The 15,172-nt window shown below is 70.5% G+C and carries 13 protein-coding genes; 8 read left to right on the plus strand and 5 right to left on the minus strand.

Annotated features, from left to right (window positions below):
• Positions 1-23: 23 nt before the first annotated feature.
• Entirely contained in the window at positions 24-590 is a 567-nt protein-coding gene (locus H4W80_RS34600; protein WP_192788915.1) for an NADPH-dependent F420 reductase, read from the minus strand.
• A gap of 74 nt (positions 591-664) precedes the next feature.
• Positions 665-1,261 (minus strand): TetR/AcrR family transcriptional regulator, encoded by a 597-nt coding sequence (locus H4W80_RS34605; protein ID WP_192788916.1) that lies wholly within the window; start codon positions 1,259-1,261, stop codon positions 665-667.
• Positions 1,262-1,331: 70 nt separating this feature from the next.
• Here H4W80_RS34605 and H4W80_RS34610 point away from each other — a divergent pair, with 70 nt between their 5' ends.
• On the plus strand, positions 1,332-2,600 hold the full coding sequence (locus H4W80_RS34610; protein ID WP_192788917.1) for a cytochrome P450: 1,269 nt from the start codon (positions 1,332-1,334) through the stop codon (positions 2,598-2,600).
• On the opposite strand, the gene H4W80_RS34615 is transcribed toward H4W80_RS34610, so the two are convergent.
• Complete coding sequence (locus tag H4W80_RS34615; RefSeq protein WP_185069452.1) at positions 2,563-2,733, minus strand: DUF3073 domain-containing protein; 171 nt, start codon at positions 2,731-2,733, stop codon at positions 2,563-2,565. The genes H4W80_RS34610 and H4W80_RS34615 overlap by 38 nt on opposite strands.
• A gap of 87 nt (positions 2,734-2,820) precedes the next feature.
• On the opposite strand from H4W80_RS34615, the gene H4W80_RS34620 reads away from it, so the two are divergent.
• Positions 2,821-3,153 (plus strand): ArsR/SmtB family transcription factor, encoded by a 333-nt coding sequence (locus H4W80_RS34620; protein ID WP_090938046.1) that lies wholly within the window; start codon positions 2,821-2,823, stop codon positions 3,151-3,153.
• Here H4W80_RS34620 and H4W80_RS34625 read toward each other — a convergent pair.
• Complete coding sequence (locus H4W80_RS34625; protein ID WP_192788918.1) at positions 3,146-3,700, minus strand: hypothetical protein; 555 nt, start codon at positions 3,698-3,700, stop codon at positions 3,146-3,148. The two genes, H4W80_RS34620 and H4W80_RS34625, sit on opposite strands and share 8 nt — an antisense overlap.
• A 77-nt stretch (positions 3,701-3,777) precedes the next feature.
• On the opposite strand from H4W80_RS34625, the gene H4W80_RS34630 reads away from it, so the two are divergent.
• The 3 genes from H4W80_RS34630 to H4W80_RS34640 are packed head-to-tail and all read left to right on the plus strand — an operon-like array spanning position 3,778 to position 6,121.
• Positions 3,778-4,290 carry a PadR family transcriptional regulator gene (locus H4W80_RS34630; RefSeq protein ID WP_192788919.1) on the plus strand — a complete coding sequence of 171 codons (513 nt, stop codon included), beginning with the start codon at positions 3,778-3,780 and terminating at the stop codon, positions 4,288-4,290.
• A gap of 10 nt (positions 4,291-4,300) precedes the next feature.
• A complete protein-coding gene (locus H4W80_RS34635) occupies positions 4,301-5,179 on the plus strand; it encodes a 1,4-dihydroxy-2-naphthoyl-CoA synthase (RefSeq protein ID WP_192788920.1) in 879 nt (292 codons plus the stop codon).
• 27 nt (positions 5,180-5,206) lie between these two features.
• On the plus strand, positions 5,207-6,121 hold the full coding sequence (locus H4W80_RS34640; protein ID WP_192788921.1) for an aminoglycoside phosphotransferase family protein: 915 nt from the start codon (positions 5,207-5,209) through the stop codon (positions 6,119-6,121).
• On the opposite strand, the gene H4W80_RS34645 is transcribed toward H4W80_RS34640, so the two are convergent.
• Positions 6,118-7,029, minus strand: a complete 912-nt coding sequence (locus H4W80_RS34645) for an NADP-dependent oxidoreductase (protein WP_192793914.1) — start codon at positions 7,027-7,029, stop codon at positions 6,118-6,120. The genes H4W80_RS34640 and H4W80_RS34645 overlap by 4 nt on opposite strands.
• A 154-nt stretch (positions 7,030-7,183) precedes the next feature.
• Here H4W80_RS34645 and H4W80_RS34650 point away from each other — a divergent pair, with 154 nt between their 5' ends.
• The 3 genes from H4W80_RS34650 to H4W80_RS34660 are packed head-to-tail and all read left to right on the plus strand — an operon-like array spanning position 7,184 to position 14,915.
• A complete protein-coding gene (locus tag H4W80_RS34650) occupies positions 7,184-7,735 on the plus strand; it encodes a hypothetical protein (protein ID WP_192788922.1) in 552 nt (183 codons plus the stop codon).
• Complete coding sequence (locus H4W80_RS34655; protein ID WP_192788923.1) at positions 7,735-9,831, plus strand: flotillin family protein; 2,097 nt, start codon at positions 7,735-7,737, stop codon at positions 9,829-9,831. Before H4W80_RS34650 ends, H4W80_RS34655 begins: the two co-directional genes overlap by 1 nt.
• A 59-nt stretch (positions 9,832-9,890) precedes the next feature.
• Positions 9,891-14,915 (plus strand): DNA repair ATPase, encoded by a 5,025-nt coding sequence (locus H4W80_RS34660; protein WP_192788924.1) that lies wholly within the window; start codon positions 9,891-9,893, stop codon positions 14,913-14,915.
• Positions 14,916-15,172 lie beyond the last annotated feature (257 nt).

Raw genomic sequence — 15,172 nt, forward strand, 5'->3', positions numbered from 1 at the left:
GTGGCCAGAACGCGGTGAGAGGGTCAGAGGGCTTCGGAGAGGCCGCCCCCGTCGATGGCCGTGAAGCCGGCGTCCTCGATCAGCGGCACCACCGCCTTCTTGGCCGCGTCGTCGTCCCCCCAGTAGGGCATGTCGGCCCGCGAGCCGCCCCGCTGCCCCACCGTCCCCAGGGTCAGCAGCTCCTTCGAGTACTTCGTGTTGAACGTCCGCACCAGCCGGACCTCAGCCCCGAGCACGTGCTGCTGGTACTGCGGGCTGGTGAGCCCGCCGGGGACGGCGACCACCACGGACAGGCCGTCCCGTTCGGCGATCGGGTTGCTGGGGTCGACGACGATCTTGCCGGAGAGCGCGCCGTCGAGCTCCGCCGCCACGGCGCGGAACGCCTCCCATCCCACCGCCAGCACGATGACCTCGCCGAACCGCGCGGCCTCGCTCGGCGTGCCGCCCCCGGCCTGCCCGCCGGTCGCCGCCGTGGCCGCCTCCACGCGGTCAGGGTCGGCGTCGCTGAAGAACACCTCGTGTCCGCCCGTCGAGAGCAGGCGGCCAAGAGGCACGCCGAGTCTTCCAGAACCCACGATTGCCACACGCATGTCTTGATCACCTCGTCACCGAAAGGAACCCACCAGACCCCGCCGGTGACATTCCTCCCCAGGTCAGAGGCTTGCTACGCGATGAGTGACGAGAGAGCGGCAAGGGAGTCGACGACCTGCCGGGCGTCGGGCGTGGCGGCCGGGTCGAGCAGCCACTGCAGCAGCAGCCCGTCGGTGATGGCCACCAGCACCGACACGAGCACCTCGGGCGGCACCGGCAGCTCGATGCCGAACTGGGCGACGGCCCGGCGCACCATGTCGGCGCCCGCCTGGCGGCAGCGGGCGTACGACTCGGCCAGCCGCTGCCGCAGCGCGGCCTCGCGCAGCGCCGCCGGGTAGCCCTCGACGAAGACCACGAGCTGCGGCCGCAGCTCCTCGAACCTGTCGACCAGCTCCGTCATGGCGCGCTCCAGCAGCTCCCGCGCGCTGCCCGGCTCCGAGCTGAACATCGCCCGCTCGACCTCGGCGATCCACTGGTCGAAGAACTCGGCGAGGGCCTCGTTCAGCAGCGCGTCCTTGCCGCCGAAGTGGTAGCCGATGGAGGCCAGGTTGGTGCCCGAGGCGGCGACCAGGTCTCGGGCCGTCGTACGGGCATAGCCCTTCTCCTGCAGGCAGCTCACCGCGCCCGCCAGCAGTCTCTCCCGGTATCCACCGGCCTCTGTTCGTGCCACGCGATCCATGCTACAGATGTATACAAATGTCTATGACGAACGTACGTACATCTCAATGAAGAGGTCGGACATGATTCCTCCAGGGCCGAGGCTTCCCTCGGCGGTGCAGACGGCGTGGTTCATCCGGGACGCGCCCGGCATGCTCACCAGGCTCCGGCGCAAGTACGGGCCGATCTTCACGGTCCGCTTCACCGGCCTCCCGCCGGAGGTCTACGTGACCACCGGGGAGCTGGCCGAGCAGGTCTTCCGTACCGACCACGGCGGCGGGCGCGCGGGCGAGGCGAGGCGCGAGTTCCTCGCGCACATGGTGGGCGAGCACTCCGTCCTCACGCTCGACGGCGACCCGTGGTGGCGGCACCGCAAGCTGCTCAACCCACCGCTGCGCGCCAAGCAGGTCGCCGGCTACCGCGACGACATCGCGGCCATTGCGGCGGAAAGGATCGCGACCTGGCCGCTGGGCAGGCCGTTCGCGCTGCGCGACCGCATGCAGGACATCACGCTGGAGATCATCATCCGGCTGATCTTCGGCATCCGGGACGCCGGGCGCGTCAGCCGGCTACGGGCGCTGCTGCCCCGCCTGATCGAGACCGGCGGGTCGCCGCTGATCCCCATGCTCCCGGAGGGGTTCCGCCGGATCCCGTTCGGGCCCTACCCCCGGTTCGTACGGGTGAGCGCCGAGGTGGACGCGATCCTCTTCGACGAGATCCGCCGCCGCCGGAGCGCGCCGGGAGGCGCCGACGTGCTCGGCCGCCTGCTGGACACCGAGCTGGGCGACCACGAGATCCGCGACGAGCTGATCACCATGCTCCTCGCCGGGCACGAGACCACCGCCACCGGCCTCGCCTGGGCCTTCGAGCGGCTCCTGCGCATGCCCGAGATCCTCGACCGGCTCCCCGACGACGAGACCTACCTCGACGCGGTGGTCAAGGAGGTGCTGCGGGTCAGGCCGGTGGTCTACGAGGCGCCGAGAATGCTCGACGCCCCGCTACAGCTGGGTGAGTACGAGATCCCCGCCGGATGGTACGCCGGACCGTTCATCCCGCTCGTGCACCACGACCCCGCCGCCTTCCCCGAACCCGACGAGTTCCGCCCGGAGCGCTTTCTCGACGGGCCCCAGAGCAGGGCCTGGATGCCGTTCGGCGGCGGGCGGCGCTTCTGCGTCGGCGCGCAGCTGGCGCTGCTGGAGATGCGCGTCATCATCCGCGAGGTACTGCACCGCCTGGAGCTCACGGCACCCGATCAGGCGCCGGAGGCCAGGCGGCTGAAGAACGTCACGCTCGCACCCGCGAACCTGACCCGCGTCACTGCGCGCGCTCGGACTCCTGCTCGGACCCCGTAGGCGGGTAGATCTCCTCGCGGCGCGCATCGGCTCCCAGCTCCTCCCGAAGCCGGTCATAGTCGATGTTGTGGTTGGTGTACTTCAGCTGGCGAGCGACCTTCGTCTGCTTCGCCTTGGCTCTTCCTCGGCCCATGGCTACTCCCTAGTCCCCGCTGTCATCCTAGCCAACAACGTTACGACTTGAAGAATTATGCAACTGCGCTGGATTAGTCTGGGCTATATGCACGTGGAGGTCCACCAGGCCAAGGCCGACTTCTTCAGAACGCTCGGCCACCCCGCTCGCATCCGAGTGTTGGAGCTACTCCAGGAAGGGCCGCTTCCCGTCCGGGATCTGCTGGCCCAGATCGACATCGAGGCCTCGAGCCTCTCCCAGCAGCTCGCCGTCCTGCGTAGAGCGGGGATCGTGAGCGCGATTCGCGAGGGCAGCACCGTCGTCTACACGCTGGCCACACCCGAGCTGGCCGACCTGCTCGGGGCTGCCCGCAGGATTCTCACCGACATGCTCGCCGACCAGGGCGAGCTGCTCGCGGAGCTGCGAGCGGAGGTCACTTAGCCGGCGCCGGCCGCACGCGCTTGGGATACCAGGCCGTGAAGACGGCGGGCAGAACGAAGGTGAGCACCTTGATGGCGATGACGAGCGTCGTCGCGTGAGGTGAGACGGAAAGCACGAGCGTCAGGGAGGCCGCGGCGACGGTGAAGGCCGCCGCCCACACCGTGGTGATGACCGCGTTGACGCGGTGGAACCGCGGGGTCTCCCAGACCTCCTTCGGCGCCATCGTGCGCGCGATGCCGAGCGTGAAGGGCTTGCCGATGGCCAGCGAGCCCCAGGCGGTGCCCGCCAGCCAGACGTTGACCAGCGCGGGGCCGTACGGAGTGAGCGGCGAGTGCGGGGCCACCAGCGACAGCGCCGTGAGGCAGGCGAAGAACAGCGCCGCGCTGCTCTCGATCACCATCTCGTCCCAGGCCCTGCCCGCCCTGCGGTCGATGACGACGAGGCCGAGGGCGATGACGAGCCCGGTGATGGCGCCCCAGCGCCACTCGTCGCCGGTGGCGATGACCGCGTAGACGATCCAGGGCAGGAAGCCGAGCAGACCGCGCATGGTGGGATGTCCTTCCACATTCCTAAAGTGACATGTCGAAACTAGAACCTCCTATCTCGATATGTCAACATAGGAATATGAGCCTTCGACACGCCGTGCTGGGACTGCTCTCCGAGGGGCCCGCGAGCGGATACGACCTGATGAAGATGTTCGACATCTCGCTGTCGAACGTGTGGCCCGCCACGCAGAGCCAGCTCTACGCGGAGCTGGGCAAACTGGCCGACGCGGATCTCGTGGACGTGTCGGCCGAGGGCCCGCGCGGCCGCAAGGAGTACGCGATCACCGAGGCGGGCCTGGCCGAGCTGCGCCACTGGATCACCGAGGTCGAGCCGGCCAGGGTCCTGCGCAGCGACATGCTGCTGCGCGTGTTCTTCCTGGCCCAGGTCTCGCCCGAGCAGGCCCGCGGATACCTCCGCCACCAGGCCGAGCACGTCCGCAAGCACGTGGAGCACCTGGAGGGCCTGCGCGAGTTCCTTGAGAACCGCGAGGACAACCTCTCGGCGTACGGCCGGCTCAGCCTCGAATACGGCCTGCGCCTGGGCAAGGCCCAGCAGGAGTGGGCCGAGTGGGCCGAGGGACAGATCGGTTAGGCTCTGGCGCATGGTCTCCGAACTGTTCGATCCCAAGGCGTGGCAGGCGGTCGAGGGATTCGACTTCACCGACATCACCTACCACCGGGCAGTCGACCAGGGCACGGTGCGGATCGCGTTCAACCGTCCCGAGGTGCGCAACGCCTTCCGCCCGCAGACCGTGGACGAGCTCTACCGCGCGCTCGACCACGCCAGGCAGACCACCGACGTCGGCTGCGTGCTGCTCACCGGCAACGGCCCCTCGCCCAAGGACGGCGGATGGGCCTTCTGCTCCGGGGGCGACCAGCGCATCAGGGGCAAGGACGGCTACCAGTACGCCGACGGCTCGGCGGCCACCGGCCGGCTGCACATCCTGGAGGTGCAGCGGCTCATCCGGTTCATGCCGAAGGTCGTGATCTGCGTGGTGCCCGGCTGGGCCGCGGGCGGCGGTCACAGCCTGCACGTCGTGGCGGATCTCACCCTGGCCAGCGCCGAGCACGCCCGCTTCAAGCAGACCGACGCCGACGTGGCCAGCTTCGACGGCGGCTTCGGCTCGGCCTATCTCGCGCGGCAGGTCGGCCAGAAGTTCGCCCGCGAGATCTTCTTCCTCGGCGACACCTACACGGCGGCCGACGCGCACCGCATGGGCATGGTCAACGCCGTCGTCCCGCACGAGGAGCTGGAGCGCACGGCCCTGGAGTGGGGCCGCAAGATCAACGGCAAGTCGCCGACGGCGCAGCGCATGCTCAAGTTCGCCTTCAACGCGATCGACGACGGGCTCGTCGGGCAGCAGGTGTTCGCCGGCGAGGCGACGCGGCTGGCGTACATGACGGACGAGGCGGCCGAGGGGCGCGACTCGTTCCTGCAGAAGCGCGAGCCCGACTGGTCGCCGTACCCCTGGCACTTCTGAGCCGGCGCTTTCGGGCAGGCTGGGGGCATGAGGATCAAGGTGCCGGCGGCGTTGACCGAGTCGCACGTGAAATGGGACGGGGAGGCCGGTCGCGCCTGGTCCGCGGCGCTCCCCGCGCTGGCCGAGCGTTACCTGGAGGAGTGGGCGCTGCGGCTGGACGGGGAGCCCAGGCACGGGGTGGTGTCCCTCGTGCTGCCCGTCTTACGCGAGGACGGGACGAAGGCGGCGCTCAAGCTCCAGCCCGTCACCGACGAGAACGCCACCGAGGCCCCCGGCCTGCGCACCTGGGCCGGTGACGCGTCGGTGCTGCTGCTCGACTCCGACCCCGATACCGGCACCCTGCTGCTCGAACGCCTGGAGGCCGACCGGTCCCTGTCCGGCATGCCGGACGACATGAAGGCCCTGGGCATCCTCGCGGACCTCCTGGCCCGCCTGGTGTCCTACCAGGCGCCCGAGGGGCTGCGCCGGTTGGCCGACATCGCCCGGGCCATGCTGGACGACGTGGACCGGGCCGTGGCGAAGCTGCCGCGCGAGAGCGACCGCCACTGGATGCGCTACTGCGCGGGCGCCGTCGGCGAGCTCGTCTCCGAGCCGGGCGACCGGCTGCTGCACTGGGACCTGCACTACGACAACGTGCTGGCCGCCGAACGGGAGCCGTGGCTGAGCATCGACCCCAAGCCGCTGGCGGGCGACCCGGGGTTCGACCTGCTGCCCGCCCTGCACAACCGCTGGGACGACGTGGTCGCGACCGGCGACGTGACGCGGGGCGTGCTGCGCCGCTTCGACCTCATGGTGGACCGGCTCGGCCTCGACCCCCGGCGGGCCGCCGGGTGGACGCTCGGCCGGGTGCTGCAGAACGCCCTGTGGGACGTCAAGGACGAGGAGACCGAGCTCGACGAGATCGGCCTCGCCGTCGCCGAGGCCGTGCGGCACCGCCTCTAGACCGTCAGGACGACCTTGCCCTGGCCGTGGCCGGTCTCGACCTCCCGGTGCGCCTCCGCCGCGTCCTCCAGCGGGTACGTCCTGCGTACCGGGAACTTGAAGGCGCCCTCGGCGTACAGGCGGGCGTAGCGCCCGAGCCGCTCGGCGGAGCGCTGCCCCTGCACCACCCGGACGCCCAGCTCGGCCGCCTTGCCGTGCTCGGCCAGCGTGACAATCCGGCCGCGGTCCTTGACCAGCTCGATCGAGACCTCCAGCGCGTGGCCTCCGGCCCCGTCGAGCGCGGCGTCCACGCCGTCCGGGGCGAGCGCGCGTACCCGGTCGGCGAGCCCTTCGCCGTAGACCACCGGGATCGCGCCGAGGTCGCGCAGGTAGTCGTGGTTGACCTCGCGGGCCGTGCCGATCACGGTGGCCCCGCGCCGCCGGGCGATCTGCACGGCCGCCGTCCCCACGGCCCCGGCCGCGCCGTGGACGAGCAGCGTCTCGCCCTCCGCGAGGCCGATCCCGTCGATCGCCAGCTCGGCGGTCTGCACGCCCGCGGTCAGCCCGCCGGCCACCTCCCACGGCACCTCCGCCGGTTTGGGCGCCACGTCGGTCCCCTTCACCACGATGTACTCGGCGTACGCGTACAGCGCCGAGAACCCGAGCACCTCGTCCCCCACGGAGACCCCGCTCACCCCGTCGCCGACCTGGTCCACCACGCCCGCGAACTCGTTGCCGGGGATGCGCGGGAAGGGGGTAGGCCCTGTGTACGGCGGCAACCACCCCGCCCGTACGGCCGTGTCGAACGGCTGCACGCCGGCCGCACGCACCCGCACCCGGACCTCGCCGGGACCCGCCTGCGGCGCGGGCAGCTCCATCACCTTCAGGACCTCCGGGCCGCCGGGTTCGGCGAAGGCCGCGGCTCTCATCACGTCAGTCATGGGCCCCAGCCTGCAACCTCAACCTAAGTGGAGGTCAACCCCGGGAAAGTCGCCAGACTTTTCGGGAACTTTCCACTTTAGTCGCGCTTTATCTGTATATAGTCCGTCAGGACATCAACGGGGGATGGGCACACGGGGCGGGATGATCGAGTTCTTAGAGACCGTACTGAGCTTTCCGACTGTCATTTTCACTTTCCTTCTCGTGGTGGTCATCGGCTATTGGCTGACCGTGATCACCGGGCTGTTCGAACTGGAAGATGACGCCACCTGGCTGGGCCTCGGGGGAGTCCCGGCCGGGATCGTGCTTTCGCTGTTGATTGCCCTGGCCTGGTTGCTCTGCCTCATAGGCAGCGTGGTGGCGAGTGGCGGCCTGATGATCGCCGTCCCCTTCGCCGCGCCGGTCGGGGCCTGGCTGGCCATCCGTGGCCTGCTGGGTCCGCTGCGCAGGCTGTTCCCCGCCGGGGACCGGCACTCGCGTGGCGACTTCGTCGGACAGATGTGTGTGATCCGCACCGGCGCGGCCACCTCCGACTTCGGCCAGGCCGAGGTCACCGCCGCCGACGGCTCGTCCGCGGTCGTGCAGGTACGCACCACCGGCGAGGACCGCCTCGCCCGCGGCGACAACGCACTCATCTTCGAATACGACAAAGACGGCGAATTCTTCTGGGTCATGCCCTACGAAAGTGAGCACTGATGGACGTCATCTCCACCGGCTTCGGCGTATTTCTCGCCGTCATCCTGGTCATCGTGATTGGCCTGGTCGTCGTCATAGGCCGCCTTTTCCGCAAGGTGGAGCAGGGCAAGGCGCTGATCATCTCCAAGGTCAACAAAGTGGACGTGACGTTCACCGGCGCGGTCGTCTTACCTGTCGTCCACAAGGCCGAGACCATGGACATCTCGGTCAAGACCATCGAGATCGAGCGGACCGGCCGCGAAGGGCTCATCTGCCGGGACAACATCAGGGCCGACATCAAGATCACGTTCTTCGTCCGCGTGAACAAGACCGCCGAGGACGTCATCAAGGTCGCCCAGGCCATCGGCACCGTCCGCGCCAGTGACGAGTCGACGCTGCAGGAGCTGTTCAGCGCGAAGTTCTCCGAGGCGCTCAAGACGGCCGGCAAGCAGCTCGACTTCGTGGACCTCTACACCAAGCGCGACGAGTTCAGGGACCAGATCGTCCGGCTCATCGGCACCGACCTGAACGGCTACAGCCTCGAGGACGCCGCCATCGACTACCTCGAGCAGACCTCGCTGCTGCAGCTCGACAAGAGCAACATCCTCGACGCGCAGGGCATCCGCAAGATCACCGAACTGACGGCGATCGAGCACGTGCGCACGAACGAGTTCCAGCGCAACGAGGAGAAGGAGATCACCCGCCAGAACGTCGACGCCCGCGAGGCCATCCTGGAGCTGCAGCGCCGCCAGGCCGACGCCGAGCTCAAGCAGCGGCGGGAGATCGAGACCGTCAAGGCCCGCGAGGAGGCGGAGATCGCCCGCGTGCAGGCCGAGGAGCGGCTGCGCGCCCAGAGCGCGAACCTCAAGGCCGACGAGCAGCTCGGCGTGCAGAACGAGAACCGCGCCCGCGAGATCGCCGTCGCCGAGAAGAACCGCGAGCGCGTGATCGCCATCGAGTCCGAGCGGATCGAGAAGGACCGCCTGCTGGAGGTCATCGCCCGCGAGCGGGAGACCGAGCTGTCGCGCATCGCCAAGGACAAAGAGGTCGAGACCGAGAAGCGGACCATCGCCGAGGTCATCCGCGAGCGCATCGCGGTCGACAAGACCGTGGCCGAGCAGGAGGAGAGCATCAAGCGGCTGCGCGTGGTCGAGGAGGCCGAGCGCACCCGCCAGACCGTGATCATCGCCGCCGAGGCCGAGGCCCAGGAGAACCTGGTCAAGGACATCAAGGCGGCCGAGGCCGCGGAGGCCGCGTCCAAGTTCAGGGCCCGCGAGGAGCTGGTGCTGGCCGAGGCCAGGCAGCAGGCGGCCGAGCTGGAGACCAGGGCCAAGATCCGGCTGGCCGAGGGCATCCAGGCCGAGTCGGCCGCGGCCGGGCTGGCGCAGGTGCAGGTCAAGGAGCGCGACGCCGAGGCCATCGAGAAGGTCGGCCGCGCGGAGGCGCTGGTGCTGAAGGAGAGGCTGGCCGCCGAGGCCGACGGCGCCAGGTCCATGGCGCTGGTCGAGGGCGACCGGCTCAAGGCGCAGGCCGAGGGTGAGCAGGCGATGGCGCTGGCCGGGGCGGCCGCGGTGGGCGAGAAGCTCAAGGCCGAGGCCGAGGGTCTCACGCAGAAGGCGGCCGCGATGGCGGCGCTGGACGAGGCCAGCAGGGCGCACGAGGAGTACCGCCTGCGCCTGGAGGCCGACAAGGAGATCAGGCTCAAGCACATCGACGTGTCGCGGCAGGTCGCGGAGTCGCAGGCCAGCGTGCTGGCCGCCGGTCTCGCCAAGGCGAACATCGACATCGTCGGCGGCGACACGATGTTCTTCGACAAGGTGGTCGGGTCCATCACCGCTGGCAAGGTGGTCGACGGGTTCGTGGACCACTCGGAGGTCGCGGGGGCGCTGGTCTCGCCGTACGTGAACGGCTCGGCCAGCCTGGCGGCCGACCTGGCGAACCTGGTCGGCGGCGTGCGCAGCGAGGACATCAAGAACCTGACCGTCTCCGCCCTCCTCATGCGGCTCATCCAGGACGGCGGCCCGCAGGCGACGGCGCTCGGCGAGCTGCTGGAGACGGCCCGCAGGCTCGGCGTGGCCGACTCCCCCGTGGCGGCGCTCGCCGGAGCCGCTCGGTGACCGAGCGGAGCGAGGGCACCAATGAACACAGCACTGCCAGTCACAGGGCCGGAGGTCCTGTGACTGAGCTGAAGGCGGGTGAACTGGAGGCGGGGACTTATGAGGTCCTCAGGAACAGGCTCCAGGCCCAGGCCAAGACCCTGACGGCGGCGGCCGAGGCGCTCAACGGGGCGCGGCTGAAGGTGTTCGGCGGCGCGGAGCTGCGCCTGCTGGGCACCGAACGGATCCGCACGGAGAACAACTGCGTCCCCAGGGACATCGTCTCCCTGGGCGACGTGATGCTCTTCGGCTACAACGTCTTCATCGGGCTCAAGCCGGAGACGGCGGTGGCGGACGTGTTCGCGGTGCACCGGTTCTCCCGGGACGGCGACGCGTTCAGGTTCGACGCCGACAAGCTGGAGACGCTGGGCGATCCGGCGTTCAAGAAGGACTTCGCCGAGCTGTACCGGTACTACAAGGAGACCAGGCTGCAGCAGCTGCGGCGGGTCGAGGGCAAGCTGCTGGCGGTGTTCCAGACGGGACCGGCGGACCTGCGGGTGCTGCGGTGGGCGGTCGACAACGGCGGAGTCCCGAAATATCTGGACAACCGGGGGGAGCGTGACCACACCTTTCCCCCGTCCCACGACTTCGAGTGGACGCCGACCACGCGCGACGACCACGTGCTCGGACGGCACCCGCACATCTCGATCGAGGGCGAGGTGTTCGTCGAGACGGTCGGCGGCGACCTGACCATCAAGATCGAGAACAACACGGAGACCGGCGCCGGCATCTACGCCGAGCCGGTCGCCGAGCAGCTGCAGAGCCTGGCGGACGCCGACGTCGAGTACGCCAAGGTGGGGCCGCTCGTCCTCATGCGGATCAGGCCGTACAAGGAGACCGAGTGGCGCCACCTGGTCTTCAACACCCGCACCAAGGCCGTCATCAGGCTCGACGGCCTGGGCCAGGCGTGCCAGCGCCTGCCCGAGGACCAGGGGCTGATCTTCCCCGGCGGCTACTACCTGGCGACCGGGACCAGCAAGACGTTCGACACGGACGTGACGGACCTGGAGTTCGAGCGGGTGGTCCGCTCGCCCAACGGCGAGGACGTCCTGTACGTCTTCCACGCCAGGGGCGACGGGCGCTCGCTGCTGCTGCCGTACAACGTGATCAGGAAGGAGGTCGCCAACCCCATCGTCTGCCACGGCTACTCGCTGTTCGACGACGGCACGATGGTGGTCTTCCGCGCGACCTCCGACGAGCCCACCCGGGTGCACCCGATGCAGGTCTGGCAGACGCCGTACGTCTCCGACACCTACGCCGCCGCGCAGCCCGCCGGGACGGGGCCCCTGGAGCGCATCGGCAACGCGGAGCTGGTACGCGGCATCTCCGACTGCCTGTCCGTGTCGCGGATGGTCGAGGAGATGGCGGCGTCCGCGGGGACGTTCGAGGGGCTGATCGCCGCCTGCACGCGGACGTTCGACTCCTACCACTGGCTGGAGGAGCACGGCCTGAGCGGGCCGCTCGCCGACGTGCGGGCCACGGCCGAGCAGGTGCTGGACGAGTACGAGAACGTCGAGCAGCTCACCCGCCAGGCCGCCGAGGCGCTCGCCACCGCCTCCGAGGAGACCACCCACCTGGTACGCGAGGCGCGCTCCGGCAGCCCGGTCACCGCGGACGCCTGGGTCGACACGCTGGCCACGCTGCGGCGGGCCCAGGGTCGCCTGGTGACGTTGCGCGAGACCCGCTACATCGACCTGGCCGGGCTGGACGCGCTGTCCTCCTCCGTGACGGAGGAGCTGGCCTCCGTCGGCAGGCGGGCGGTCGGCTTCCTGCAGGGTGCGGACGCGTTCACCGCCTACCACGCGGCCGTCGAGGAGCTCGCCGCCGCGGCGGCCGGGATCGGCACGGTCGCGGAGGCCGCCCCCGTGGCGGACCGGCTGGCCGCGCAGGCGGAGGGGCTGGAGGTGGTGACGGAGGTCGTCGGCTCGCTGGACATCGCCGACGCGACCGTGCGCACCTCCATCCTGGGCCGGATCGCCGAGGTCCTCGGCGGGGTGAACCGGGCGCGCGCCATCCTGGACGGGCGCCGGCGCGAGCTGCTCGGGGCGGAGGGGCGGGCCGCGTTCGCCGCCGAGTTCGCCCTGCTCGGCCAGGCCATCACGGGCGCGCTGGCCATGGCGGACACCCCGGCCAAGTGCGACGAACAGCTCGGGCGGCTGATGCTGCAGGTGGAGACCCTGGAGTCGCGCTTCGGCGAGTTCGACGACTTCGCGGCGCAGCTTTCCGCCAAGCGGGAGGACGTCTACGAGGCGTTCTCGGCCCGCAAGCAGACCCAGCTCGACGACCTCGCCCGGCGCGCCGACCGCGTCTTCGCCTCCGCCGAACGCATCCTGGGCAGCATCACGCGCCGCCTCGGCACGCTCGGCTCCCTGGACGAGGTCAACACCTACTTCGCCACCGACCCGATGGTGGCCAAGGTCCGCTCGGCCGCCGTGGAGCTGCGCTCGTTCGGGGACGCCGTACGGGCTGAGGAGCTGGACGGGCGCGTCAAATCCGCCCAGCAGGAGGCCGGGCGGGCCCTCCGGGATCGCCTCGACCTCTTCTCCGACGGCGGCGAGACGCTCCGGCTCGGCCGCCACCGCTTCGCCGTCAACACCCAGCCCATCGACCTGACGCTGGTGCCGCACGACCAGTCCATGTACTTCGCGATCACCGGGACCGACTACCGCTCGCCGGTGCCCGCCTCCTTCGCCGACACCCGGCCCTTCTGGGACCAGTTGCTGGTGTCGGAGACTCCTGAGGTGTACCGGGGCGAGCACCTGGCCGCCTCGCTCCTGGACTCCCTCTCCCCTGGGGCCGCTCTTGAGGACGCGGTACGGCAGGCGGTGGAGTCGCGCTATGACGAGGGGTACGAGCGCGGGGTCCACGACCACGACGCCGCTGCCATCCTGGACGTGCTGGTACGGCTGCGGTCGGGGGCGGGGTTGCTGCGGTACCCGGCCGAGGTGCGGGCGGCGGCGCAGCTGTTCTGGGCGTTCGGGATGGACGAGGTTTCACGTAAAACATTCACCACGCGGGCCGTGTCGCTCGTCCGCGCCCGCGCCGTCTTCGGCCCCACCCCTGCCCTGGACTCGCTGGCGGTCGAGCTGGGGACGTTGATCGCCGGCTTCCTGGCAGGTCTCCGCACGATTGCGCCGGGCCCCACCGACGCGGCCCACCAGTGGCCGGCACCGGGTGTCGTAGGCGTGGCACCTCACACCGCCGGCCACGCGCCCACCCACCCCGACGCGGCACCCACCGGCGCCGGGTCGGCGGGATGGGGTGCGGCGGCACTCGGCACAACGGGGACGGCGCCCAGCACGGGCGCGGGCACGGGCGCCGGGTCGGCGGTTGACGCGGGCATCGGGGCGGGGGCCGGGCTCGCCGGGGAGTATCTCGTCGAGGAGCTGGGCAGCAGCCCGTTCGGGTTCGTGACCAGCAAGGCGGCGCGCGACCTCCTCGACGGTTTCCGGCAGACCCTCGGCCCGGCCAAGGTCCGGGAGTTCGAGGAGGAGCTCAAGAGCGTCCCCCTCTCCGAGCGCCTGCAACTGGCCCACGCCTGGATGGCCGCCTACCACCAGGGTCCCGAGGTGGCGGAGGCCATCGCGGTGCAGCTGTGCGACGTCCCCCGGCACGACTCCAGCGCCGCCACCCAGGAAACCGTGGACGGCCTCCTGGGCACCCACCCCCGCATCAAGGACCGCAAACTCGACATCCGGCTGGACGAGCTCCTCACCCGGACCCGCCGCTTCCGCCGGGAGCGGGTCCCGGCGTACCGGGCCTACCAGCGGCGCAGGAGCGAGCTGGTCGAGGCCGAACGCCACCGCCTGCGCCTGGACGAGTACAAGCCCAAGGTCATGAGCGCCTTCGTCCGCAACCGCCTCCTCGACGAGGTGTACCTGCCGCTGATCGGCGACAACCTGGCCAAGCAGCTCGGCGCGGCGGGCGCGGGCAAGCGCACCGACCAGATGGGTCTCCTCCTGCTCATCTCACCGCCCGGCTACGGCAAGACGACCCTGATGGAGTACGTGGCCAGCCGCCTGGGCCTGGTGTTCGTCAAGGTGAACGGCCCCGCCCTGGGCCACGAGGTGACCTCGCTGGACCCGGCGGACGCGCCCGACGCGACGGCCAGGCAGGAGGTGGAGAAGATCTCGTTCGCGCTGGAGACGGGCAACAACACGCTGCTCTACCTCGACGACATCCAGCACACCTCGCCGGAGCTGCTGCAGAAGTTCATCTCGCTCTGTGACGCCCAGCGGCGCATCGAGGGCGTGTGGAACGGCCGCACCCGCACGTACGACCTGCGCGGCAAGCGGTTCGCGGTGTGCATGGCGGGCAACCCGTACACCGAGTCCGGACAGCGTTTCCGCATCCCCGACATGCTGGCCAACCGCGCCGACGTCTGGAACCTGGGCGACGTCCTGTCGGGCAAGGACGACCTGTTCGCGCTGAGCTACGTGGACAACGCGCTGACCTCCAACCCGGTGCTCGCGCCGCTCTCCGGCCGCGACCGCGCGGACGTCGAGCTCCTCGTACGGCTCGCCAGGGGCGACACGACCGTCCAGCCCGACCAGCTCCGTCACCCGTACAGCAAGCCCGAACTGGACCAGATCCTCAGCGTGCTGGCCAAGCTCGTACGCGTCCAGGAGGTCGTGCTGGCCAACAACCAGGCCTACATCGCCTCGGCCGCCCAGTCCGACGCGGCCCGCACCGAGCCCCCGTACCGGCTGCAGGGCTCCTACCGCAACATGAACAAGCTGGCCGAGCGCATCGTCCCCGCCATGAACGACGCCGAGCTGGAAGCGGTGATCGACGACCACTATCTGGGGGAGGCCCAGACCCTGACCACGGACGCCGAGGCCAACCTGCTCAAGCTGGCCGAACTGCGCGGCCGCCTCACCCCGGCCCAGGCCGGACGCTGGGCGGAGATCAAGACCGCCTACCTCAAGGCCAAGGCCCTGGGCGGCGCCGACGACGACCCGATGGCCCGGGCCGTGGGCGCCCTCGGCCTGCTGGCCGACCGCGTGAGCGAGGTGGGCACCGCCATCCGCGAAGCCGACCGCTAGCGCCGGCCCACCCTGGTGCGGCACCCGCGAACCCATCCACCGCCCGCCGCACCAGGCCACCACCCGCCACCGCACGCCACGACAAGCCACCACCCGGCCGCCGCCCGAGCCACCGCACGCCACCACTGCCTGCCGCACCAGGCCGCCGCACACCACCACCGCCTGCCGCACCAAGCCGCCGCACGCCACCACTCAACGACCACCACCCGACGACCACCGGCCACCGCGCCCGGCGCACATCGCCACCGCCATCCGCC

This window comes from Nonomuraea angiospora, assembly GCF_014873145.1.
Classification (GTDB): domain Bacteria; phylum Actinomycetota; class Actinomycetes; order Streptosporangiales; family Streptosporangiaceae; genus Nonomuraea; species Nonomuraea angiospora.